Source organism: Corallococcus sp. AS-1-12 (assembly GCF_020036995.1).
Lineage (GTDB): Bacteria > Myxococcota > Myxococcia > Myxococcales > Myxococcaceae > Corallococcus.
The window spans coordinates 397,753-420,105 of record NZ_JAIQDD010000005.1; the positions used below are offsets into that span (position 1 = coordinate 397,753).

Here is a 22,353-nt window from a genome sequence, read left to right on the forward strand (position 1 = left end):
GCCTCTCGCGCCCCAGCTTGGATGAACCGCATGCCGCGTATCTTCCGCCGCATCACCGCCGTCGCCGTTCTGTTGGGGGCCTGGGCATTCGCAGGCAGTGACCGTGCGCCCCTCCCGCTCACCGTGGGAGCGGCGGAGGCGGGGCAGGACTCCTGGGACGGCGCGCTGCCTTCCGCCGGCAAGGGCGAGAAGGCCCCTCACGACCTCAACAGCCTCCGCGTCCTCACGAAGGTCATCCTCTACGTGAAGGAGAACTACGTCGACCCCAAGCGGGTGAAGCCCAAGGAGATGATGATCGCCTCCCTGGAGTACGTGGAGAAGAGCGTCCCGGACGTGCTCGTGGACGGCAACCCGGAGACGGGCAAGCTCAACGTCAACGTCAACGGCAAGCAGAAGGAGTTCGACATCTCCCACGTGGACTCCCTGTGGAAGATGTCCTTCGCGCTGAAGGACGTGTTCGACTTCCTGTCCAAGAACATGCGTCCCATCGAGGAGACGCGGGACATCGAGTACGCCGCCGTCAACGGCATGCTCTCCACGCTGGATCCGCACTCGGTGCTGCTGCGCCCGGAGCTGTACCGGGAGATGAAGCTGTCCACCAAGGGTGAGTTCGGCGGCCTGGGCTTCGTCATCCAGATGAAGGAGGGCAACCTCACCGTGGTGAAGGTGCTGCCCAAGACGCCCGCGTCGCGCGCCGGCATCCAGAAGGACGACCGCATCAAGAAGATTGGGGAGGAGTCCACCGTCAACATGGACCTCAACGAGGCCGTGTCCAAGCTGCGCGGCCCGGTGGACAGCCGCATCACCATCACCGTGGAGCGCGACGGCTGGGACAAGCCGCGCAACATGACGGTGGCGCGCGCCATGATTTCGATTGAGTCCGTGCAGCACAAGCTGCTCGCGGGCGGCGTGGGCTACGTGCGCCTGAAGAACTTCCAGGGCAACACCACGCGCGACCTGGAGGCCGCGCTGACGGACATCCGCAAGCAGGCGGACGCCAAGGGCGGCTTCAAGGGCCTGGTGCTGGACCTGCGCGGCAACCCGGGCGGCCTCTTGGAGCAGGCCATCCAGGTGTCGGACACGTTCCTGTCCAAGGGCACCATCGTCGCGACGGTGGGCTTCAGCGACAAGCTGCGCGAGGAGAAGCGCGCGCGCATGACGGACGGCGAGGAGAACTACCCCATCGCGGTGCTGGTGAACGCGGGCAGCGCCTCCGCGTCCGAAATCGTCGCGGGCGCGCTCAAGAACCTGGACCGCGCGGTCATCATCGGGCGCCAGACGTTCGGCAAGGGCAGCGTGCAGGTGCTCTACGACTTCCCGGACGACAGCGCGCTCAAGCTGACCATCGCCAAGTACCTCACCCCGGGCGACGTCTCCATCCAGGAGGTCGGCATCGTGCCGGACATCCAGTTGGTCCCCACGCGCGTCACCGCGGACCGGGTGGACGTGTTCGCGCCGCGCAAGTCCATGGGCGAGGCGGACCTGGATCAGCACTTCGGCAACCCGGAGTCCTCCACCGTCGCCAAGAAGCGCGAAGAGGTGCTGGACCGCGAGAAGCCGGGCACCAGCCTCAAGTACCTGAAGGTGGACGAGAAGGCCGCCCAGGCCGCCGCCAAGAAGGAGGAGCCCAAGGAGAAGGTCGCCGCCAAGCCGGGCGCCAAGGACAAGAAGGAGCACGGCCAGAATGATCCGCTCCTGGACGTGGACGTGGCCGGCCAGGGCGAGGACCTGGACGACCAGCTCGACGCGGAGTCCCAGGAGGAGATCAAGGAGGACTTCGAGGTCCAGTTCGCCCGCGACTTCGTCCTGAAGGTCCCGGCGGTGAAGCGCAACGAGCAGATCGCCAAGGGCAAGGCGTTCGTGGAGCAGAAGCGCAACGAGGAGGAGCAGCGCATCAACAACGCCATCGCCGCGCTCGGCCTGGACTGGACCCCCGGCCCCACGCCCAAGAACGTGCAGTTGGACGCCAGCTTCTCCCCCGGCGCCGACGCGAAGATCGCCGCCGGCGAGCAGTTGGACATGGTCATCAACGTGGAGAACAAGGGCACGGAGCCGCTCAAGCGCGTGCGTGGCTGGACGGAGAGCGACAACGCGTTCCTCGACCGCCGCGAGTTCCTCTTCGGCGCCATCGCCCCGGGTGAGAAGAAGTCCTGGAAGGTGCAGGTGCGCCTGCCCAAGGACCTCACCAGCCGCCGCGACGACGTGAAGGTGAAGCTGTTCGACGACAACGGCCCGCTGCGCGACACCCTGGTGTCGGAGCTGTCCTTCGTGGAGCTGCCCCGCCCCACGTTCGCCTTCAACTGGCAGGTGGTGGATGACTGCGCCGAGTGCAACGGCGACGGCGTCGTGCAGCGCGGCGAGGACGTCACGGTGGTGATGGACGTCACCAACACGGGCGCGGGCCCGGCGCTGGACTCGTTCGCGCAGATCAAGAACGGCGGCGACGCGAACATCTTCATCGAGAAGGGCCGCTTCAAGCTGGGGGAGATCAAGCCCGGCGAGACGAAGACGGCGCGCTTCCAGGTGTCCCTGAAGAAGGGCTTCAAGGGCGACACCTTCCCGCTGAAGCTGGCCATCCTCGACGAGCCCCTGGAGGAGTTCGTCCTGGAGAAGCTCCAATTGCCCGTGAAGGACGGCCCCGTGGCCCCGCTGGAGGCGAAGAAGGGCCTGGTGAAGCTCAACGACAAGGCGGAGCTGTTCGCCTCGCCCACCGCGGACGCGCGTCCGGTGGCGAAGCTGCCGCAGGGCGCCACGCTGGCCCTGGAGGCCACCACCAAGGGCTACTACAAGGTCTCGCTGGAGAAGGACCGCTTCGCCTTCGTGCGCACGCAGGACGCGAAGGAAGTGAAGACCGGCAAGGCCCAGGCGCCCAAGACGGTGGCGTACACGACGACGCACCAGCCGCCGGACATCAAGCTGGACGTGGATCCGTCCCACGGCGGCGTGGTGGTGAACGGCGACAAGTTCACCCTCACCGGCGCGGTGAAGGACCCCAACGGCCTGCTGGACGTCTACGTGCTGGTCAACGACCAGAAGGTCTACTTCAAGGCCGTGGACCCCAAGGGCGGCGAGCCCAACACGCTGAAGTTCACCTCCGACTTCGCGCTCAAGGAGGGCAACAACAACGTGCTGGTGGTGGCCCGCGAGAGCACCGAGTTCGCCAGCCGCCGCACGCTGGTCATCCGCCGCCGTCCGGCGGAGGTGGCGCAGAAGGTGACGACGCCCGCCGCCGCGGCCACCACGCCGGTGAAGCCGCGCCAGTAACCCCCCTCCGGGGAAGCCCCCGGAGCGCCTGACCCACGGGCGGCTCACCTCCAGCGGACGCTCCCCTCGCACCGGGGAGCGTTTCCCTGGAGGAGGGCCGCCCGTTTTGTTGACGCTTCATCGAGGGCCGATTTAGGGTCCGCCGGAGGTGGGCGCCCGCTTGGCCGGCATGCGTCCCGGAGGCGTGATTCCCCCATGCGGACGTTCAGTCGGTGGCTGGTGCTTGCGACGGCGCTGTCAGGGGCCGCGGCCCATGCGGACGACAACGACCTGGTCATTTCCCGCTTCGGCGTCGAGCGCCGGGGCGCCACTGCCGTCATCACCAACACGGAGTTCGCCGAAGCCAGCGCGGACTTCCGCTCCTTCGCGCGCACGTTCGGCGCGGTGATGACGTCCGCGAACCTGATGCCCCCGCGCACCACGGGGCACTCGGGCTTCGCGTTCAACGCGGAGCTGTCCGTCGTGTCGCTCCCGGAGGACGTGGCGCTGCCCACGGAGGCCGAGCAGCCGGGCTCTGTGCTGGTGCCCTCCCTGCACGTGCGCAAGGGCCTGCCCTTCTCGCTGGAGCTGGGCGGGCGCGTGGGCTGGATCGAGAAGAGCGGCATGGTGACGGCCACGGGCGAGCTGAAGTGGGCCGTCAACGAGGGCTTCACGTACCTGCCGGACGTGGGCCTGCGCCTGCACGTGACGAAGCTGTTCGGCGCGCACAACCTGGACCTGGCCACCACGGGCCTGGACATCGGCGTGGGCAAGCAGTTCCCCCTGGGCGGCATGGTGACGCTCACGCCCTACGGCGGCCTGGACCTGAACTTCGTCAGCGCCACCACGCGCACGCTGGACTTCGACCCCAGCCGCACCCCGGCGGACACGGCGGGCAACGACTCGCGCGACGCGCTGACCAACTCCGCGCCGTACTCGCGGGTGAACGCGGGCGACAACCTCACCCCGCGCTTCTACGCGGGCGCGCGCTTCATTGGCGGCGTGCTCCAGTTGGGCGCGGAGGTCTCCCTCACCAACCTGGGCAGCTTCGACCAGGAGGGCGCCGGCAGCCGCGACCTGCCCTCCGTCTTCGCCTTCAACACCACGCTGGGTCTGGACTTCTAGTCAGCGCAGGGCCTCGCGGATGCGGCCCGGGCGGTTGGTGATGAGGTAGGACACCCCCATGTCCCGCAGCTCGCGGGCGCGCCGGGGGTCGTCCACCGTCCACGCCGCCACGCGCAGGCCGGCGTCGTTCCACGCCGCCACGCGCTCCGGCGTGCACGCCTCGTGGAAGGGGTGCACCGAGTGCGAGGACACCAGCGGGCTCAGCCCGTACGCCTGCAGCGCCCAGGGCCTGTCCGGGTCGATGAGGAAGCCCCGGCGCAGCGTGGGCGCCACCGCCGCCAGCCGGAAGAGGCACAGCGGGTTGAAGCTGGACACCACCACGCGGCCCGCCAGGTCGCGCTCGCGCAAGAGCCTCGCCACGCCCGCCGCCAGGCCGCCGTCGTCGAAGCGGTCGCACTTCAGCTCGATGTTGACCAGGAAGTGCTCCGGCAGCGCGTCCAGCACCTCCTCCAGGAGCGGGATGCGCGCGGGGGCGAAGCCCAGGCGCGTGCCCACGTCCGCGCGGGACAGCTTCCACCAGGGCGTGGCGCGCACCTCCCAGGGCTGCCCCGCCAGGCGCTCCAGGCGCTCGTCGTGGCACACCACCACCTCTCCGGAGCCGCACACCATGGCGTCCAGCTCCACGCCGTCAGCCCCCTGGCGCACGGCCTCCGCGAAGGCCTCCAGGGTGTTCTCGGGAGCGTCTGCGCTGGCACCACGGTGAGCGAGCAGGAGCATGGGCGCGCAGTGTGCGCTCAAACGCCCCCCACGCGCAGCGCCGGCGTGGCGAGGGCGTCAGGGGGCGGACGCGGCCGCGCGACTTGCCTCGGGGGTGGGTTTATTGCAGTGTCCGGCGCATGCTGGGCCTCGGAGAGTTCATCGTCCTCGGCTTCATCCTGCTGGTGGTCTTCTCGGCCGCCCGGATGGGGCAGTTGGGCAACGCGGTGGGCAAGTTCGTCTACTCGTTCCGCAAGGCGTCGCGCGGCGACGACCTGGTGGACGTGAAGCACCTGCCCCACTCGCGCCGGGGCACCACCGACGCGGACTACACCGACGGCGCCCCCAAGGACCGCCGCTCCTAGAACTCCTCCCCCGTCGGCAGCACCAGCGGGCCGGGCGGGCTGCCGGGCGCTGGCGCCAGAAGCAGGCGCGCGGCCTGCTGCCTCAGGGCGGGGAGCAGCCCCGTGTCCTCCACCAGCTCGCGCAGGTCCGCGGTGGACAGCAGCGGCACCAGCTTCGCGCCCACCTCCGGCGGCAGGTACGGGTTGAAGGCCAGCGCGCGGCGCACCTTGTGGCGCACGGACCAGCGCGGCGACTTCCAGATTTCGACGAGCGGCTCCGGACGCGCGGGCCTGCGCGCCGCGATGCGCACCACCAGGTCCTCCGTGAGGCGCGGGTTGATGAGCACGTTGCGCAGCACGGCCGGGTTGCTGACGGTGGCCAGGCGCGACAGCACGTCCGGGTCGCGCGTGAGGCGGGCCTGCTGCTTCAGGTGGCCCAGCGACTGGTTGGCGGCCTGCGCGTCCGCGCGGGCGGCGGCGTCCGCGTCCAGCTCCTTGCGCGCGGGGCCCTGGGCGAAGAGGTCCGCCACCGCCTCCAGCGACTGCACGTGGGCCATGCGCCGCAGCGCCTCCACGTGGGGGATGTGCTCGGCCTCCTGGTCCAACGCGGCCAGGAAGTCCGACAGCACGCAGGTGGCGGGGGCCTGCCCCGCGCGGGACAGGGACAGCAGGTGGCCGATGAGCTCGTTCGTGTCGAACGGCTCACGCCGGGCCAGCTCACGCGCGGCGGCCTTGCGGCGCACGGTGGCGCCTCCGCCCAGGGCGTGCAGGTTGCGCGCGAGCGCGCGGGCCTCCTCCAGCGTGGACATGGCGACGCTCAGCCTCCCGTGCGGTCCGCGGTGGGTTCGGAGGGGATGGGCTCCAGCGTCACCTCCAGCCGGTGGCCGGTGAGGTCCGTGGGGAACTCCTGGAACAGCACCAGGAAGGGCACCTTGCCGCCCGGCGGCACCGGGAGGGACGCCGCGTCCATGCGCTGACGGAGCGCGGTGGCGGCCTCGCGGGTGGTGACGGCGTGGAGCTCCTCCGGCGTGGCCAGCGCGCCCGCCAGCCCCTCCGTGGAGCGCACCCGCTGGTCGCCGTCGAAGAGGGCGGCGCGCACGCGCACGGCCGCGGCGGCGCCGGTGCGGTTCTCCGCCTCTCCGCGCACGACGAAGAGCATGCGGCCGTCGCGCGTCTCGTAGAGGCCGTTGGACACGTCGCTCGCGACGAACGGGCGGGACGCGGGCATCACCAGCGTGCGCAGGCGGTCCGGGGACAGCGTGGAGGGGTCCACCTTGCCGTCGCGCAGGTACAGGGTGCCCAGCGCGCCCAGCGCCACCACCAGCACGGTCGCGATGGAGAGGTTGAGCACCAGCCCCGTCAGCTTCCGCGCGCGGCCGGGCATCCGGCGCTGGGGCATGCCCACGTCCTCGATGCGGGCGGAGGGCTTGGCCACGGTGACGGCCGGGCCGGAGCGCATGCTGGCCAGGTCCACCACCTCGCGGCGGGGCGTGGTGATCTTGAACGGGTCGCCGTCGTCGTACGCCGGCACGTCGCTCAAGAGCGAGATGCCGCCGGGCTCCTCCGCGCCCGCCTCGGCGGGCACGTCCCCCAGCAGCGCGGCGCGGCCGGTGTCGGAGGCGGCCACGCCCTCCTCACCGGAAGCCCCCGCGCCGGAGAAGTCGAACAGGTCGCCCATCGGCTCCGGGCCGACGTGGGTGGCCTCTGAGGTGTGCTCGGGCGCGGCGGACAGGTCCGGGGCCGCAGCCGCCACGTCGATGGACGCGAACGGGTCCTCGCTCTCGAAGCCCGGAGGGGGCGTCATCGGCCCCACCGCCGTGGCGCCGCTCGGGGAGGGCGCCGCGGCGACGTTCGCGGCATGGCGCAGGGACGCCGCGTCCGGGGCCGCCGGAGCGTCGATGGGGAAGTCGAAGAGCGGATCCGCCGCGAAGTCCGTCGAACCGGCGGCGGCAAGCCCCGGCGAGGCTGCGGGCGCGGCCCCGGGACGTGACGCCCCGGCGGGGACCGAGGCCAGCGGCATGCGCGCGACGGGGGCTCCCGCCGGAGGCATGGCGGCACGCGAGGACGCGGCGCCCGACGGTGCCGGTCCGCCGGACGGGAAGGCACCAGGCCCCGGAGGCATGGCCGCACGCCCCGGAGCGGCGGACGGGGAGCCCCCGGGAGGCGGAGGCGCCACCGCCCCGGGAGGGAACGGTCCCCTGGGCGCCACGGGCGCGGCCTCCGCCGCGAACACCCCCGGGGGTCCGCCCGGAGCCACGGCCGCCGGACGGGCCGCCCCTGCGTTCCCCACCGCGAACGCCCCCGGAGGCGCGGCCCGGGCGGCGGGAGGCGCGAAGGCCCCTGGAGGCATCGGGCGGGGCGCCGCTACCGGAGGAGCAGCCACGGGCGGCTGGGAGGCCGCCGCCGGAGCATCCAGCATGAAGTCCGCGAACGGGTCATCCAGGTCCGGCACGACCGGATTCGGGGGTGGCGGCGGGGCCGCCTGACGCCGGGACGCGACGCCCGGAACCGGCGTGGGCGGGTCGAACGGCATCATCGCCCCAGCGGCGCCCGGCGTGGCGGGGGCCCGGACGGAGGCCGCTTGCGGGGCGTCCACGTCGATGTCCACATCCACGTCACCCCAGGACTGGACCTGGGACTTCACCGCGGGTGCGCCGGGCGCGTAGTACGCGGCCCCCGGCCGGGTGACCTCCCCGGTGGGCTCCGGCGCCGCTCCGAACGCCTGGAACGGGTCCGCCTGCTCGGGCGGAGGGCCGGCGGGCGGGGGGGCGCTCAGGGCCGGCGCGGGCTCACGCGCGACCCGAAAGGTGTTCTGGCATTTGGTACAGCGGACCTTGACCCCTTTTTCCGTCACCTTCTCGTCGGGGATCTTGAACCGCGTCTGGCACTGTTCGCACTGGACGATCATGGGGTCGGGTCGGGGGGACTCAGAGCATAGGCCCACCCGGCAACCACGGCGAGTCGGACCCGGGTAACTTGCTCGCTTCCAACCCCTTTGATACGAGGTTCGCCCCTTTGGAAATTGAGAAGTAAACCAGTAAATGCCAAGGCGCAGCCGGGGTCGGAGACGACAGACATGAGCGAGGCCGAGCAAGCAAACGCTCCCAGCACCACCAAGGAGCCGAAGATCATCAAGCGCTACACGAACCGGAAGCTCTACGACACCGTGGAGAGCCGGTACGTCACGCTCGATGAGATCGCCGCGATGATCAAGGAGGGCACCGAGGTGCGGATTGTCGACAACCGCACGAAGGAGGACCTGACCTCCGTCACCCTCGCGCAGATCATCTTCGAGGAGGAGAAGAAGAAGAACCAGATGCCGCTGTCGGTGCTGCGGGAGATCATCCGCCACCCCGGCGAGTCCATCTCCGGGTTCATCCAGAAGGAGGTCTCGCCGCGCGTGGCCTCCATCCGCGAGGAGGCCGAGCAGCGGCTGGACAAGCTGCTGCGCCGCGAGGACGGCAGCCCGCAGGAGGCCGCTCCGGAGGCCCCCGCCGCCGCGCCCGCCGCGCCCCAGGCCGAAGGCAACGCCGCGAGCCTCAACCCGGCGGAGCTGCTCAAGGCCAGCCAGCGCGCCTTCGAGGACTTCCAGCGCCGCATCGACGAGCGCGTGAAGCAGGTGGTGGAGAACCTCACCGGCAACCTCCCCGCCCTGGGCCGCGACATGCAGGCGCTCACGCAGCGGCTGGAGGAGCTGGAGAAGAAGCTCGACGCCGTGGAGAAGGGCGACAAGAAGGACGCGAGCGCGTCCTGAAGCACCCCAGGCCTGGACGCCGTGGCGCCCGCGGGGAAGCGGGCGCAAGGCGCCTCAGGCCACCTTCGGCCGGGCCCGCTTCCGCTTCGCCGGAGGCGCCCCGCCGTGGATCTCCGCCGCGATGGCCGCGAGCATCCGCGCCCCGGGGCTCTGGGGCGCGTACTCCCAGATGGTCTTCCCGTGGCTCTGCGCCTCGTCCACCTTGACGCTGTAGCCCAGCGGCGTGGCGGCGAGCGCGTCCGGGAAGTACGCCCCCAGGCGCTCCAGGATGGCCGTGGCCAGCGCCGTCTTGCGGTACAGCGTGGGCACCACCTTGGTGACGCGCAGGTCCGCGCGCCCCTCCGCCTCGCCCACCTGGCGCACCGTCTCCGCCAGCTCCGCGCACCCGTCCAGCGCCAGGTACGTCAGCGCCACCGGCACCACCACCTCCGTGGCCGCCACCAGGATGTTGCGCGTGGTGAGCCCCATGGACGGAGGCGCGTCGAAGAGCACCACGTCGTAGCCCGCGTCTTGCGCCTCCCGCATGCGGTCCGCCAGCCGGTGCGCGCGCCGCGGGTCCTGCGCCACCACCACCGGGAAGTCCGCCATCTCCTTGTACGCGGGCACCACGTCCAGCCCGCTCACGCCCGTCTGTCGCACCACGGAAGACAGGGACACCTGCGCGTCGGTGAGCAGGTGGAAGACGTTGCGCGGCAGCGTGCGCACGTCCACGCCCAGTGACTTGCCCGCGTGGCCCTGCGTGTCCAGGTCCACCAGCAGCACGCGGCGGCGCTGCTCCAGCGCGAGCCACGCGGCGGTGTTCACCGCGAGCGTCGTCTTGCAGGTGCCGCCCTTCTCGTTGATGAACGCGATGCGCCGCATGGCCATTGAGGGCGTGCCGCGCCCTACCCCTTCTTCTTCGAGGACGTGTTCGACACCAGCGTGTCCACCTTGCCCTCGACGGACGCGAGCAGCTTCTCCAGGTCGTCCACCTTCGAGCGCAGTTGCTCCAGGTCCGCCGTGGACGGCAGGTTCATGGCGGACAGCGCCGTGCGCAGCGCCGTGTCCAGCGTCCCCTTCGCCGCCAGCGAGCGGGACACCAGCGTCTGCACCGCCGCCACGAACTTCTCGTTGGAGAGCAACTGCTGCGCGAGCTTGCCCACGCGCTCCTCGCCCGTCTCCACGAGCTTCTTCATCACCGGGTTGTTCTTGAGCATGGTCTTGGAACCGTTCAGGTCCGGCCCACCGCGAGACAGGCGACATGGCCTTCGGGACAGGCGGGACGTCAGGAAGAGGACGCCGCACTCTGGGAGGGGCCAACGCGACGTGTCAAGCAGGGCAACAATGGGGGTTTCCGCTCGTGGACTCTCGTTGACTCTCCGGGAACCCATCCCTACGGTTCGCGCGCCCTCTTATGGCCGGACTGCTCGACAAACGCCTGTGGATCGTCTCTGGCAAGGGGGGCGTGGGGAAGACGACCGTCGCCGCCGCCCTGGCCCTGGCCTCGGTGCGCGCTGGCCGGCGCACCCTGGTGTGTGAAGTGAACACCCAGGAGCGCGTCAGCCGCATCCTGGAGCTGCCCGAAGCGGGCCCGGAGGTGAAGCTCCTGGAAGAGAACCTCTGGGCGGTGAACGTGCGCCCCCAGGAGGCCATGCGCGAGTACGGCCTGATGGTCCTGCGCTTCGAGACCCTCTACAAGACGGTCTTCGAGAACCGGCTGGTGCGCTACTTCCTGCGCTTCATCCCCTCGCTCCAGGAGCTGGTGCTGCTGGGCAAGATCATGTTCCACCTCCAGGAGAAGCTGCCGGACGGCCGCTGGAAGTACGACACGCTGGTGCTGGACGCGCCCGCCACCGGCCACGCCATCTCCTTCCTGAGCGTGCCGCAGGTGCTGCTGCAGACGGTGCCGCCGGGCCCCATGACGCGCGAGGCGATGAAGATGCGCGACCTGCTGGTGGACCCCGCCGTCACCGCCGCGGTGCTGGTGGCGCTGCCGGAGGAGATGCCGGTGAACGAGGCGCTGGAGCTGCACGGCGCGCTGCGGGACCGGGTGCACATCCGCACGCACGCGGCGGTGCTCAACCAGGCCTTCCCCGAGCGCTTCACGGAGGCCGACCTGGAGGCGCTCGCGGGCCACCCGGAGCTCATGCGCGTGGCGCAGGCGCACCACGACCGCGCCTCGCAGGCGGTGCTCGCGGGCACGAAGCTGGAGCGCAACCTCCACGCGCCGGTGTACACGGTGCCCAGGTTGTTCGTGCCGCGCTTCGGACGGGACGCGGTGGAGACGGTGATGGGGCACCTGAACGCGATGGTGACGGGAGGCACGGGAGCATGACGGCGCTGCAAGCGGCGCTCGCGAACAAGCGCGTGCTCATCTGCGTGGGCTCCGGCGGCGTGGGCAAGACGACGGTGGCGGCGACGCTCGCGCTGCGCGCGGCGGTGGATGGCCGGCCCAGCATCGTGTGCACCATCGACCCGGCGAAGCGCCTGGCCAACTCCCTGGGCCTGTCCGGCCTGGGCAACGAGGAGGCGGAGGTGCCCGCCTCCGTGCTGGAGAACCTGGGCGTGAAGCCCCGGGCGGCCCTGCACGCGATGATGCTGGACATGAAGGCCACCTGGGACGACCTCATCACCCGCGTGGCCCCGCCGGAGCAGCGCGAGCGCATCTTCGCCAACCGCTTCTACCAGTCCCTCTCCACGGCCCTGGCGGGCAGCCAGGAATACATCGCCATGGAGAAGGTCTGGGACCTGCGCCGCAGCACGGACTACGAGCTGGTGGTGCTGGACACGCCGCCCACCGCGCACGCGCTGGACTTCCTGGACGCGCCCAACCGGGTGCTGGACTTCCTGGACAACGAAGCGGCCAAGTGGCTGCTCACGCCCGCGCTGAAGGCGGGCAAGGTGGGCCTGTCCCTCTTCAACCTGGGCGGCAGCTACGTGACGCGCGCGCTGGCGCGCTTCACCGGCACGGAGATGCTCCAGGAGCTGTCCTCCTTCATGCTGACGCTCTCCTCCATGAACGAGGGCTTCCGCGAGCGCGCCCGCGGCGTGCGCGAGCTGCTGGAGGACAAGACGACGGGCTTCGTGCTGGTGACGAGCCCCAACCCGGAGCGGCTGGACGAGGCCATCCACTTCCACAAGCTGCTCAAGCAGAACCGCATGGAGATGACGGCCATCGTGGTGAACCGCGTGCACCCGCTGCCCACCCAGGCGCAGTGGACGGACGCGGCCACGCTGACGCCCACCCGGCGCGCGAAGGTGGAGGAGACGCTGCGCGAGCTCCAGGTGCTGGCGCAGCAGGACCTGGAGGGCATGGCGCAACTGCGCGAGGCCTGTCCGGGCACGCCCCTCATCCAGGTGCCGCGCTTCGGGCTGGACGTGCACGACCTCACCGCGCTGTGGGGCACCGGCCGCTACCTCCTGGGCGACGACGTCCTCGCCTGAGCGCCCTCCCCCACCCCGCGTGACGCGCCCCCGCCGTGGAGCCGTCGGGCATTTCCGGCGCACGGGGGCGTTCATGCCGGGTGGCAGGGCGCCGGCGGCCCGCCCGCATTAGACTGGCGGAGTCCGGGAGCACCGCGGAGGAGCACTTCCGGGAACCTGGCGGGTCTCCGGGGTGTCGATGTCCGGGGCCGTACCGGGTGACGTGGGCGCACCGGATGGGAGCGAGCTGCATGCACGGCAGGAAGCGGATGGAGGCAACCGGAGTCGCCCGGCGGTGGCTGTGGGCGGGCGTGTTGGGCCTGGGGCTGACGCTCACGGGCTGCCGCACCACGGGCGCGGCGGCGAAGCCGGACGCCACGGCGAACAAGCAGGTCGTGGAGTTCGACCCCGTCACGGTGACGGCGGACCTGGAGCTGGACAAGCTCAACGACGAGGAGCTCTTCGCGGGCGGCACCTCCGCCTTCGCCGCCAACGACTTCAAGCAGGCGGCGCGCTACTTCGGCCGGCTCGCGGACTTCCACCCCAACAGCCCGCACCGCCGGCAGGCCCTCTACAACGCGGGCCTCGCGCACCAGCGCCTCAAGGAGTGGGACGACGCCTACGGGCGCTTCTCCGAGCTGGCGGAGCCCCAGAAGGGCCAGGGCGACGCGCTGGACGCGTCCTTCCGCGTGGCGGAGACGCTCTACCACCTGGAGCGCTACGAGGAGGCGGTGAAGCTCCTGACGACGCTGGCCTCGCGCGAGGACCTGCCCGCGGGCCGCCGCATCGAGGCCCAGGTGCAGCAAGGCATCTGCCAGGTGGAGGCCGGCCGCACCGACGACGCGGAAGGCACGCTGCGCAAGGCGCTGGCCGCGTATGACGCCCTGCCGGACAAGGCGGAGGTGGAGGACTACTTCCCCGCCCAGGCGCACTTCTTCGTCGGCGAAATCTACCGGCTGCACTACGAAGCGGTGAAGCTGGAGGCCAGCCGGGGCAGCGACGGGCTGGCGCAGGACCTCAACTACAAGGCGGAGCTGCTGTTGTCCGCGCAGGGCCACTACCTGCGCTCCATCCGCGTGGGCAACGGCTACTGGGCCACCGCCGCGGGCGCGCAGATTGGCGCCCTGTACGAAAACCTCTACGAGCACATGGTGAACTCGCCCACGCCCCCGGAGCTCAACGCCGAGGAGGCGGAGGTCTACCGCCAGGAGCTGCGCAAGAAGATCCGCGTGCTGCTCACCAAGTCCATCAACATCTACGAACGCACGCTGGAGGCCGCCGAGCGCATCGGTTCCCAGAACACCTTCGTGGACCGCACCCGCCAGAGCCTGGAGAAGGTGAAGACGCTCCTGCTCGCGGACGCGGACTCCGCCGATACGGACTCGGACGAGGTCTCCGTGCCCATGCCCGCCTCCAACGCGGGCGCGAAGCGCCGCTAGCGTCCCCCGCCGGCCATGGAACCGCTCTTCACCCCGGAGCAGCTCGCGGACATCCACGCCTACCACCAGCCCTATTACATCCGGGCAGCGGTAGACCCGCTGGTGCGGCTGGCCCTGTCGGCGCTCATCCTGGCCGTGCTCGTGCGGCCCGTGTACCGGGGGGCGACGGCCGCGGCGGCGGCGCTGGAGAGCAGGTGGGGCGGAAGGCTGCGCAGGGCCCCGGTGAGCCGCGCCTTCTTCAGCGCCATGGACCGGCTGTGGGGCGAGCCCGGCTGGGGGGCCGCGCTGCTCTTCGCGCTCTTCATCGACCTGGCCACCCAACTGCTCTACGCCCCCGCGAACGTGTACTTCTTCTACGTGCTGGAGCACCGGCACGGCCTGTCCAACGACACGCCCGCGACCTTCGCGTGGATGTGGTTCAAGGGCACCCTCGTGGGCGCCATCGCCCTGACGGCGCTCGTGGTCGGGCTGTATGGCCTGGCCCGCCGCGTGCGCCGGTGGTGGCTGGTGCTGGGCGTGCCCGTGGCCCTGCTGATGCTGGTGTCCTCCGCCCTGGACCCGTACCGCGCCCGCCTCTACTACGACCAGACGCCCTTGCAGGAAGGGCCGCTGCGCTCGCGCATCACCGGGCTCATGCGCAAGGCGGACATCACCTTCTCCGACGTGGTGGTGGAGAAGACGTCCGTGAAGTCCAAGCGCATCCAGGCGTACTTCGCCGGCCAGGGCCCCACGCGCACCATCGTCCTCAACGACGTCATCCTGGGTGAGCTCGCGGAGGACGAAATCCTGGCCGCGGTGGCGCACGAGGCGGGCCACGTGAACGAGCCCCGCTGGCCCGGCCGCATCGTCTCCTCGCTCGCGGTGCTGGCGCTGCTCTTCCTCATCGACCAACTGCTGCGCCTGTCCGCCCGCCGGGGCTGGTGGGGCGTCCAGCGCGCGGGCGACATCCGCACCCTGCCGCTGGTCTCGCTGGTGGTGTTCCTGCTCATCACGCTCGCGGCCCCCGCGTCCGGCGCGCTCTCCCGCGAGCGCGAGCGCGAGGCGGACCGCTACGGCCTGAACCTCACCGGCGACCCCGGCGCCTTCCGCCGCATGCTGGTGAAGGCCGCCCGGGTGAACAAGATGGACCCCGAGCCGCCCCGCTGGGTCGTGCTCAAGGGCATGAGCCATCCCCCCATCGGGGAACGGCTCGCCGCGCTCGACGCGCCCTGACGCCGCCTTCAAGAAGCCGCCGGTGGATGGGCCTCCACTCCACTCCCCCTCGCCATCCAGGCCCACCCTCCGGCCGGCCGCCCCCGGACCGCTCCCCAACTGTCCGGTGGCACATCCGTCTTGAAACGTCTCCGCGTTCAGCGCCTCACGTCGGCGGAGCGCCCTCCTTCAGCTTCTCCACCGCCACCAGGGTGATGGCCTTCACCAGGGCCTTCGCGCGGCGTCCCGCGGACGTCTCGCCATGCGGGTCGACCTCCACCGCGTTGGCGATGTCCGTGAAGCCCTGCCGCTCGCCCCGGCGCAGGTGCAGCTCGCCCCGGCCCGTCAGCGCCACGGGGTTGCGCGGGTCTCCAGTCAGCGCGTGCGTGTACTCGGTGAGCGCGTCCTCCACCCTCCCGAGCTTCTGGTACACGGTGCCCAGCGCCGCGTGCGCCGCGGAGTCCTTCGGGTTCCCCTCCACGAGCCCCTCGAAGAGGATGCGCGCCTCCTCCAGCCGGCCCGCCGCCGCCAGGTCGCAGCCCACCTGCGCGATGGCCTTCGCCTCCTCGAAGGTCATCCCCTCCACCTCCGCCCAGGTCGTCTCCCCCCGCGCGAACGCCTTCAGCCTGCGCGCCGTCCCGGTCTCCATCGTCCGTCCCTCGCCGCCTTCGTGCTTGATGATGCGTCCCATGGCGGCCCTCACGCGCTGCGCAGGTTGGAGATGGCCGTCTTCGCCATCTCGTTGAACTTCGAAGACATGTTGCTCATCAGGTCGAACATCGCCTTGCGCTTCTCCATCAGCGTCTGAAGCCGCAGCTCCAGCTCCTGCATGCTCGTGTCCAGCTTCGCGCCGCGCGCCTTGTCCGACGGGCTGGTGCCCAACGCGGCGCGCTCCTCGCGGGCGCTGGCCATCTCGTTCATCACGTCCAGCAGCTCCTCGTCCGTGTCCTGGGTGATGCCCATGAGCAGGGCCTGCACCTTCTGCTCGATGCTCATGTTCGGGTTGTCCACGATGTCGCGCGCCCGCGAGCCGCCCGTGCTCCGGCCGCCGCCGGCCGGCTTCGCCACCGAGCCCAGCTCCGCGTCCAGGTCCTGCCAACTGGTGACGCCGTCCCGGCCGCCGCCCGCCGCCATCTCCAGGCGGTGCCAGTACTCCGGGTGGTCCGTGAAGAACTGCGCGGCGCGCTTGAGCGTGGAGGACGCCGCCGGGCTGTCCAGCACCGCCTCCAGGTCCGCCATCGTCAGCTTGCCGTCCTTCGTCCCCTTCGCCGTGTCGAAGGTGTCCCAGTTCTCGTCCAGCACCTGGAGCGCGTCGGCGTACTCCTGGAGGTCCGGATCCACCGCCCCCGAGCCCCCGCTGCCCCCCGGCCGCCCCGCGCCCCCGGTGCCTCCTCCGCCATGGCCCGGACGGCCCGGCACGCCTCCGTCCGTGCTCCCCGTGCCGCTGCCCGGCCGCCCCGTGCCGCCGGTGCCCGGGCGCCCCGCCCCGCTCCCCGGCCCCGGCCCGGCCCCCCCGCCGGTCCTGGGCGGCGCGCAGTCCGAGGGCGGGGGCGCGCAGTCCGAGGGCGAAGGCGCCGGACGGCCCGGCCGCTCCGGGCGCCCGTACTTCGCGAACTCCGCGGCCAGCCGCCTGGACTCCTGCTGGAGGCCCATCAGCTCGATGCGGTCATCGTTCAGGCCCGGCACCTTCAGCATCAGGAGGCTCTTCTGCGCCGTGTCCACCTGTTCGAAGAAGGCCCGGTTGTCGACGAGGAACCTCGCCGCGTCCCGGAGCGACGGCGACACGTTCGTGTCCTGCGAGATGCGCTGGAGGTCCGCGCGCGACAGCGAGCCGTCCTTCTTGCCGTCCAGCAAGTCCAGGTAGCCGAAGTTCGCCTCCAGCGTGCGCAGCGAGTCCGCGTAGTCCAGCAGCTTGGGGTCCAGCGGGCTGCGGCTCCCGGAGGTGCCTCCCGCCTGCGAAGCGGCGCTCGCGTAGCCCGCGCCCGCCTTCGCCGCGTCCTGGGGCGCGCGGTACTCCGTCTTCGCGGACGGGTTCTTCTTCAGCTCGTCCGCCACGCCCAGCGCGCCGCTGGCCGCCATCATCACGTTGCCGCTCATCACCCCCGCGGCCGTCTTGATGGAGTTCGTGAGGACGGGGGGAAGCCCCAGGGCGTCCCCCGCCAGGTCGGTCACGGCGGCCATGGGGCCGCCCAGCAGGTTCGCCACGCCTTTCAGGATGTCGAGCATCGATACTCCCGCGCGACGGGTTGAAGTGGGTGCTGCCGGGTGCCGCGCGCCGTCTCTTCGGACGCGGGCAGGCATTGCAGCGGCGGTGCCGGGCACGGCCGCGCGCGGGGCGAGTCGAAACGCGGGGTTGGCCCGAGGGGTCCTCCCGCCGCGTCCCCACCCACGGACGGGTCGGTCCGCGGCGGAGGATTGCGGTTAGAGTCCCGCGCCCATGCGCACCTTCGGGCTCGACTACGGCACCAAGACCATCGGGGTGGCCGTCTCGGATGGACTGGGGCTCACCGCCCAGGCGGTCACCACCGTGCGGCGCACGTCGCTCAAGGGGGACCTGGCGGAGCTGTCCCGGCTGGTGAAGGAGCACGAGGTGACGCGCTTCGTCCTGGGGCTGCCCCTCAACATGAACGGCACGGAGGGGCCCCGCGCGGAGGCCTCGCGCAAGTTCGCGCAGGTGCTGGAGAGCGCCCTGGGACTGCCCGTGGAGCTGTGGGACGAGCGGCTGTCCACCGTGGCCGCCCAGCGCACCCTGCTGGAGGCGGACGTGCGCCGGGAGAAGCGGCGGGAGGTCATCGACCAGCTCGCCGCGCAGTTCATCCTGCAGGGCTGGCTGGACGCGCACCGCCCCAAGGACGAGGACGGCTACGACGACGACGACTACGACCCGGAGGGCTGAGCAGCGCCTCCGGGAGTCCCTGACGGCGGGCTACGGCTGGCGCCGGTACACGTGCAGCGGCGCGGAGAAGCCGTCCTGCTCCTGGTACGCCACGCCGTCGAGCGTCAGCGTGCGCCCGTCCAGCTTCACGCCGGGGTCCTTCACCAGCTTGCCGCCGTCGAAGCGCACCAGCACCTCCGGCCGCGCGTCCGCCATGCGCTGGCGGAAGGTGTCCCAGCGCACGCGCGCCATGCGCATCTCCGGCAGCGTGGAGAAGAAGGCCACCTGCAGGTCCATGTAGCTCGGATCATCGTCGATGGCCGCCGCGCCGCCCTTCGCCGCCACCTCCTCCTTGAGGTAGCGCGCCACCTGCATCACCGCCACGGGGTTCGTGGACGTGGGGCTCACCGGGCGCAGGGAGTCATGCAGCCCGCCCTCGGTGCGGAACGTGTAGATGCCCAGCGCCACCGGCATCACCACCGCCAGCACCGCGCTCACGCCCACCACCGCGCGGCGCGCGAAGGCGCCCTTGTTGCCCACCAGCGCCGCCAGGCCCGGCGCCATGAACACCGGCAGGAGCACCAACTGCGTCACCGTGAAGCGCGCCAGGGGCACGAAGTTCAGGAGCACCGCTGCGCGCAGGGTGAAGTACAGCGCGGGCAGCACCGCCATCACCACCAGCCAGCGCGTCTCCGGGTGCTTCTTCCACGCGCGCACCATGCCCACCCCGCCCAGCAGCGCCACGCCGGGCGTCAGCGTGAAGAGCGCCACCGCGGGCCAGAACCCCAGTTGCTGCAGCCGCCAGCCCAGCGCGCCGCCCGCGCCACCGGAGTCGGCCACCCACTGCTTGTGGAAGTCCTCCACCGCCTTGATGGGGAAGAACGGGTCGCCGTGCGCCAGCTCATTGCCCTGCATCCACAACAGCGGGAACGGCAGGCACACCAGGCCAAAGCCCACCGCGCGCGTCAGGGACGCCACCCGGTCCTCGCTGCTGAACACCAGCGCCACCGTGATGAGCGGGATGTACATCCACGCGTCGTAGCGGAGCGCGCACGCGAAGTTGAGCAGCACCGCGCCCCAGAACAGCGGCTGGAAGCGGTTCTCCTCCACCCCTTCCGCCACCAGCGCGAACACCGCCAGCATGAAGAAGAGGGACACCGCCTCGCTGCCCGCGGTGGTGGAGAACTGCAGGTGCATGCCCCACGCGCTGAAGGCCAGCCCCGCGGCCACGCCCGCGCGCCAGCCGAACAGCCGCCGCGTCAGCGCGAACAGCGGCACCACGGACGCCACCCCGAACAGCAGGCTCACCAGGCGGCCCGCCACGTCCCGCTCGAACACCGACAGCACCGCGCCCACCAGGTACAGGTGCAGGGGCCCGAACTGGTACGTGCCGTCCTTGTAGGACGTGATGACGTGGGGGGCGGCCAGCCAGCGCTCCGCCAGCTCCGTGCGCACCACCGCGTCCCCGAAGAGGTTCTCGTTGATGAAGAACACCCCCAACCGGGGGAGCAGCGCCGCCAGGAGCAGCAGTCCCACCAACCACCGGGTGGACGGCTCGGGCCGGGGTGCGGGCACCGCGGTCAGACCGGGCACGGCGGAGGGGGGGGAAGCGAGGGCGGCGGGACTCGAAGCGGGAACCATGGAGGGCGCGAGGATACGCAGGCAGGGCTCAAATCCAAGCCAGCGTCCCTTCCACCTGCCCGGTGCCCGCCCGCCTGCCCTGTGTCTCCTCCGGAATCACTTCCCCGGGCAGCGTGGGATTCGCGCCGTTACGCACCCTTCTGGGCGGGACGGAACCGGTGCGCCGGCCGCCACGCCGACATGTGGAGTGGACACGGACGCCGCCCCACAGGGAGGGCCTGCCCGGACGGGATGTCCTCCAGCGGAAGCCCAAGCGTCGGGAAGTACGCGCTTGGGTGAGGTGGGACCGGACACATCGCACCGGGGGGGCTCCTCCCAGCGCGCGTCCCGGTCCTTATAATCGAAGTGCCTTTTCACCCCGTGGAGGAGGGCGGCTCCCCTCCGACACGAGCCGAACGCGCGGTCCCACTCCGCGGCGGGGTCCCGAAGGGGCTGAAGCATCGCGATTGTCGTCGCCTGGGACCTCTTCGGAGTGGGTGTGGAATGGCCTTCCAGCCCTCCAGGTTCACCATGTTGGCCCCCCGGAAGCACGCGAGTTTTCGCGTCCTCCTGTGAGGCTACGAGGGAGAGACATGAAGGACGCTGAGAAGGGCTCGTGGGTCTCCAGAATCGCCGCGTTCCAGGATGTGAAGACCTACGCGGAACTCAACTGGGAGGGCTCTTTCGAGGACTACCTCGAAATCGTCCGCAAGAACCCCAAGGTCACCCGCACCGCCTTCCAGAGGATCTACGACATGATCCTCAGCCACGGGAAGTCGGAGTACATCGACAACAAGAAGAAGCTCACCCGCTACCACTTCTTCAGTGACGAGCGCTTCGGCGGCCGGGACGCCATCTTCGGCCTGGACGTGCCGCTGATGAAGCTGGTGAACGTCTTCAAGTCCGCCGCCCAGGGCTACGGCACGGAGAAGCGCGTCATCCTCCTGCACGGGCCCGTGGGTTCGTCCAAGTCCACCATCGCCCGCCTGCTCAAGAAGGGCATGGAGGAGTACTCCAAGACGCCGGAGGGCGCCGCCTACACCTTCTCCTGGCTCACCGACAAGAAGCAGCCTGACGGCACGGTGACGAAGGAGAAGATGAAGTGCCCGATGAACGAGGAGCCGCTCAACCTCATCCCGCGGGAGTGGCGCGACAAGGTCTTCTCCGAGCTGTCCCCGCCGGAGTCCGGCTACACCATCCCCAACGGCTGCGAGCTGTGCCCCGCGTGCCGCTTCGTCTTCAAGGAGCTGATGACCCAGTACGGCGGTGACTTCGCCAAGGTCATGGGCCACGTGCACGTCAACCGGCTCATCTTCAGCGAGAAGGACCGCGTCGGCATTGGCACGTTCCAGCCCAAGGACGAGAAGAACCAGGACTCCACCGAGCTCACCGGCGACATCAACTACCGGAAGATCGCCGAGTACGGCTCGGACTCCGACCCGCGCGCCTTCAACTTCGACGGCGAGTTCAACATCGCCAACCGCGGCGTCATTGAATTCGTGGAAGTGCTCAAGCTGGACGTCGCGTTCCTCTACGACCTGCTCGGCGCGTCGCAGGAGCACAAGATCAAGCCGAAGAAGTTCCCGCAGACGGACATCGACGAGGTCATCATCGGGCACACCAACGAGCCCGAGTACAAGAAGCTCGAGAACAACGAGTTCATGGAGGCCTTGCGCGACCGTACGGTGAAGATCGACATCCCGTACATCACCAAGCTCGCGGAGGAGGTGAAGATCTACGAGAAGGACTTCAACTCCCGCGCCATCAAGGGCAAGCACATCGCCCCGCACACGCTGGAGATGGCCGCCATGTGGGCCGTCCTCACGCGCCTGGAGGAGCCCAAGAAGCACAACCTGTCGCTCCTGCAGAAGCTCAAGCTCTACAACGGCAAGACGCTCCCCAACTTCACCGAGGACAACATCAAGGAGCTGCGCAAGGAGTCCGTGCGCGAGGGCCTGGAGGGCATCAGCGCCCGCTACATCCAGGACAAAATCAGCAACGCCCTGGTGAGCGACAAGGGCGAGGGCTGCATCAACCCCTTCATGGTGCTCAACGAGCTGGAAGCCGGCTTGAAGACGCACTCCCTCATCAACACCGAGGACGCGCGCAAGCGGATGAAGGAGCTGCTCACCACGGTGAAGCAGGAGTACGAGGACATCGTCAAGAACGAGGTCCAGCGCGCCATCAGCGCCGACGAGGACGCCATCGGCAAGCTGTGCGGCAACTACATCGACAACATCAAGGCCTTCACCCAGAAGGAGAAGGTCCGCAACAAGTACACCGGCATCTACGAGGTGCCGGACGAGCGCTTGATGCGGTCGATTGAAGAGAAGATCGACATCCCGGAGAGCCGCAAGGACGACTTCCGCGGGGAGATCATGAACTACATCGGCGCGCTCGCCGTGGAGGGCAAGACCTTCAACTACCGGACCAACGAGCGGCTGCACAAGGCGCTGGAGCTGAAGCTGTTCGAGGACCAGAAGGACAGCATCAAGCTCAAGAACCTGGTGTCGTCCGTCGTGGACAAGGAGACCCAGGAGAAGATCGACCTGGTGAAGGACCGGATGATGAAGAACTACGGGTACTGCGAGATCTGCTCCACGGACGTGCTGAACTTCGTGGCCAGCATCTTCGCCCGCGGTGACGCCAAGGAGTAACGCCTAG

Annotated in this window: 18 protein-coding genes; 10 read left to right on the top strand and 8 right to left on the bottom strand. The window is 70.4% G+C overall.

Going from position 1 to position 22,353, the window contains the following annotated elements; all coding sequences use genetic code 11:
• Window positions 1–21: 21 nt before the first annotated feature.
• Together K8556_RS11290 and K8556_RS11295 are read left to right on the top strand one after the other, a co-directional pair.
• A complete protein-coding gene (locus K8556_RS11290; protein ID WP_223740041.1) occupies window positions 22–3,264 on the top strand; it encodes an MXAN_5808 family serine peptidase in 3,243 nt (1,080 codons plus the stop codon).
• A gap of 195 nt (window positions 3,265–3,459) precedes the next feature.
• Window positions 3,460–4,368, top strand: a complete 909-nt coding sequence (locus tag K8556_RS11295; RefSeq protein WP_223740042.1) for a hypothetical protein — start codon at window positions 3,460–3,462, stop codon at window positions 4,366–4,368.
• On the opposite strand, the gene K8556_RS11300 is transcribed toward K8556_RS11295, so the two are convergent.
• A complete protein-coding gene (locus K8556_RS11300; RefSeq protein WP_223740043.1) occupies window positions 4,369–5,085 on the bottom strand; it encodes a glycerophosphodiester phosphodiesterase family protein in 717 nt (238 codons plus the stop codon).
• Between the two features lie 119 nt (window positions 5,086–5,204).
• Here K8556_RS11300 and K8556_RS11305 point away from each other — a divergent pair, with 119 nt between their 5' ends.
• A complete protein-coding gene (locus K8556_RS11305; protein ID WP_223740044.1) occupies window positions 5,205–5,429 on the top strand; it encodes a twin-arginine translocase TatA/TatE family subunit in 225 nt (74 codons plus the stop codon).
• Here K8556_RS11305 and K8556_RS11310 read toward each other — a convergent pair.
• Together K8556_RS11310 and K8556_RS39455 are read right to left on the bottom strand one after the other, a co-directional pair.
• Window positions 5,426–6,217: a hypothetical protein gene (locus K8556_RS11310; protein WP_223740045.1), complete on the bottom strand. Its 792-nt coding sequence runs from the start codon at window positions 6,215–6,217 to the stop codon at window positions 5,426–5,428. The two genes, K8556_RS11305 and K8556_RS11310, sit on opposite strands and share 4 nt — an antisense overlap.
• Window positions 6,218–6,225: 8 nt before the next feature.
• Window positions 6,226–8,316, bottom strand: coding sequence for a zinc-ribbon domain-containing protein (locus K8556_RS39455; RefSeq protein WP_304503955.1), 2,091 nt, complete (start codon window positions 8,314–8,316; stop codon window positions 6,226–6,228).
• 168 nt (window positions 8,317–8,484) lie between these two features.
• On the opposite strand from K8556_RS39455, the gene K8556_RS11320 reads away from it, so the two are divergent.
• Window positions 8,485–9,162 (top strand): polyhydroxyalkanoate synthesis regulator DNA-binding domain-containing protein, encoded by a 678-nt coding sequence (locus tag K8556_RS11320; protein WP_223740046.1) that lies wholly within the window; start codon window positions 8,485–8,487, stop codon window positions 9,160–9,162.
• Between the two features lie 54 nt (window positions 9,163–9,216).
• Here the strand turns inward: K8556_RS11320 and K8556_RS11325 are convergent, their stop codons facing one another.
• Together K8556_RS11325 and K8556_RS11330 are read right to left on the bottom strand one after the other, a co-directional pair.
• Complete coding sequence (locus K8556_RS11325; RefSeq protein WP_223740047.1) at window positions 9,217–10,023, bottom strand: ParA family protein; 807 nt, start codon at window positions 10,021–10,023, stop codon at window positions 9,217–9,219.
• Between the two features lie 23 nt (window positions 10,024–10,046).
• Window positions 10,047–10,358, bottom strand: a complete 312-nt coding sequence (locus K8556_RS11330; RefSeq protein ID WP_223740048.1) for a hypothetical protein — start codon at window positions 10,356–10,358, stop codon at window positions 10,047–10,049.
• 197 nt (window positions 10,359–10,555) lie between these two features.
• Between K8556_RS11330 and K8556_RS11335 the strand changes: the two genes are divergently transcribed.
• The 4 genes from K8556_RS11335 (at window position 10,556) to K8556_RS11350 (ending at window position 15,215) form a co-directional block, all read left to right on the top strand.
• On the top strand, window positions 10,556–11,476 hold the full coding sequence (locus K8556_RS11335) for an ArsA family ATPase (protein ID WP_223740049.1): 921 nt from the start codon (window positions 10,556–10,558) through the stop codon (window positions 11,474–11,476).
• Complete coding sequence (locus K8556_RS11340; RefSeq protein ID WP_223740050.1) at window positions 11,473–12,585, top strand: ArsA family ATPase; 1,113 nt, start codon at window positions 11,473–11,475, stop codon at window positions 12,583–12,585. The genes K8556_RS11335 and K8556_RS11340 overlap by 4 nt, the downstream gene beginning before the upstream one ends.
• A 248-nt stretch (window positions 12,586–12,833) precedes the next feature.
• Window positions 12,834–14,003 carry a tetratricopeptide repeat protein gene (locus K8556_RS11345; protein WP_223740051.1) on the top strand — a complete coding sequence of 390 codons (1,170 nt, stop codon included), beginning with the start codon at window positions 12,834–12,836 and terminating at the stop codon, window positions 14,001–14,003.
• A 15-nt stretch (window positions 14,004–14,018) separates the two neighbouring features.
• A complete protein-coding gene (locus K8556_RS11350) occupies window positions 14,019–15,215 on the top strand; it encodes a M48 family metalloprotease (protein WP_223740052.1) in 1,197 nt (398 codons plus the stop codon).
• 145 nt (window positions 15,216–15,360) lie between these two features.
• Here the strand turns inward: K8556_RS11350 and K8556_RS11355 are convergent, their stop codons facing one another.
• Together K8556_RS11355 and K8556_RS11360 are read right to left on the bottom strand one after the other, a co-directional pair.
• On the bottom strand, window positions 15,361–15,885 hold the full coding sequence (locus K8556_RS11355; RefSeq protein WP_206789669.1) for a tetratricopeptide repeat protein: 525 nt from the start codon (window positions 15,883–15,885) through the stop codon (window positions 15,361–15,363).
• Between the two features lie 8 nt (window positions 15,886–15,893).
• Window positions 15,894–17,420, bottom strand: coding sequence for a hypothetical protein (locus K8556_RS11360; RefSeq protein WP_223740053.1), 1,527 nt, complete (start codon window positions 17,418–17,420; stop codon window positions 15,894–15,896).
• A gap of 211 nt (window positions 17,421–17,631) precedes the next feature.
• Between K8556_RS11360 and ruvX the strand changes: the two genes are divergently transcribed.
• Window positions 17,632–18,090 carry a Holliday junction resolvase RuvX gene (gene ruvX / locus K8556_RS11365; protein ID WP_223740054.1) on the top strand — a complete coding sequence of 153 codons (459 nt, stop codon included), beginning with the start codon at window positions 17,632–17,634 and terminating at the stop codon, window positions 18,088–18,090.
• A 30-nt stretch (window positions 18,091–18,120) separates the two neighbouring features.
• Here the strand turns inward: ruvX and K8556_RS11370 are convergent, their stop codons facing one another.
• Window positions 18,121–19,710 (bottom strand): glycosyltransferase family 39 protein, encoded by a 1,590-nt coding sequence (locus K8556_RS11370; protein ID WP_223740055.1) that lies wholly within the window; start codon window positions 19,708–19,710, stop codon window positions 18,121–18,123.
• Between the two features lie 572 nt (window positions 19,711–20,282).
• Here K8556_RS11370 and K8556_RS11375 point away from each other — a divergent pair.
• A complete protein-coding gene (locus K8556_RS11375) occupies window positions 20,283–22,346 on the top strand; it encodes a PrkA family serine protein kinase (RefSeq protein WP_014399123.1) in 2,064 nt (687 codons plus the stop codon).
• Window positions 22,347–22,353 lie beyond the last annotated feature (7 nt).

Excerpts from the sequence above, each read along its gene's own strand:
- K8556_RS11290 (WP_223740041.1), top strand. The coding sequence starts at position 22 with ATGAACCGCATGCCGCGTATCTTCCGCCGCATCACCGCCGTCGCCGTT.
- K8556_RS11295 (WP_223740042.1), top strand. The coding sequence starts at position 3,460 with ATGCGGACGTTCAGTCGGTGGCTGGTGCTTGCGACGGCGCTGTCAGGG.
- K8556_RS11300 (WP_223740043.1), bottom strand. The coding sequence starts at position 5,085 with ATGCTCCTGCTCGCTCACCGTGGTGCCAGCGCAGACGCTCCCGAGAAC.
- K8556_RS11305 (WP_223740044.1), top strand. The coding sequence starts at position 5,205 with ATGCTGGGCCTCGGAGAGTTCATCGTCCTCGGCTTCATCCTGCTGGTG.
- K8556_RS11310 (WP_223740045.1), bottom strand. The coding sequence starts at position 6,217 with ATGTCCACGCTGGAGGAGGCCCGCGCGCTCGCGCGCAACCTGCACGCC.
- K8556_RS39455 (WP_304503955.1), bottom strand. The coding sequence starts at position 8,316 with ATGATCGTCCAGTGCGAACAGTGCCAGACGCGGTTCAAGATCCCCGAC.
- K8556_RS11320 (WP_223740046.1), top strand. The coding sequence starts at position 8,485 with ATGAGCGAGGCCGAGCAAGCAAACGCTCCCAGCACCACCAAGGAGCCG.
- K8556_RS11325 (WP_223740047.1), bottom strand. The coding sequence starts at position 10,023 with ATGCGGCGCATCGCGTTCATCAACGAGAAGGGCGGCACCTGCAAGACG.
- K8556_RS11330 (WP_223740048.1), bottom strand. The coding sequence starts at position 10,358 with ATGCTCAAGAACAACCCGGTGATGAAGAAGCTCGTGGAGACGGGCGAG.
- K8556_RS11335 (WP_223740049.1), top strand. The coding sequence starts at position 10,556 with ATGGCCGGACTGCTCGACAAACGCCTGTGGATCGTCTCTGGCAAGGGG.
- K8556_RS11340 (WP_223740050.1), top strand. The coding sequence starts at position 11,473 with ATGACGGCGCTGCAAGCGGCGCTCGCGAACAAGCGCGTGCTCATCTGC.
- K8556_RS11345 (WP_223740051.1), top strand. The coding sequence starts at position 12,834 with ATGGAGGCAACCGGAGTCGCCCGGCGGTGGCTGTGGGCGGGCGTGTTG.
- K8556_RS11350 (WP_223740052.1), top strand. The coding sequence starts at position 14,019 with ATGGAACCGCTCTTCACCCCGGAGCAGCTCGCGGACATCCACGCCTAC.
- K8556_RS11355 (WP_206789669.1), bottom strand. The coding sequence starts at position 15,885 with ATGGGACGCATCATCAAGCACGAAGGCGGCGAGGGACGGACGATGGAG.
- K8556_RS11360 (WP_223740053.1), bottom strand. The coding sequence starts at position 17,420 with ATGCTCGACATCCTGAAAGGCGTGGCGAACCTGCTGGGCGGCCCCATG.
- ruvX (WP_223740054.1), top strand. The coding sequence starts at position 17,632 with ATGCGCACCTTCGGGCTCGACTACGGCACCAAGACCATCGGGGTGGCC.
- K8556_RS11370 (WP_223740055.1), bottom strand. The coding sequence starts at position 19,710 with ATGGTTCCCGCTTCGAGTCCCGCCGCCCTCGCTTCCCCCCCCTCCGCC.
- K8556_RS11375 (WP_014399123.1), top strand. The coding sequence starts at position 20,283 with ATGAAGGACGCTGAGAAGGGCTCGTGGGTCTCCAGAATCGCCGCGTTC.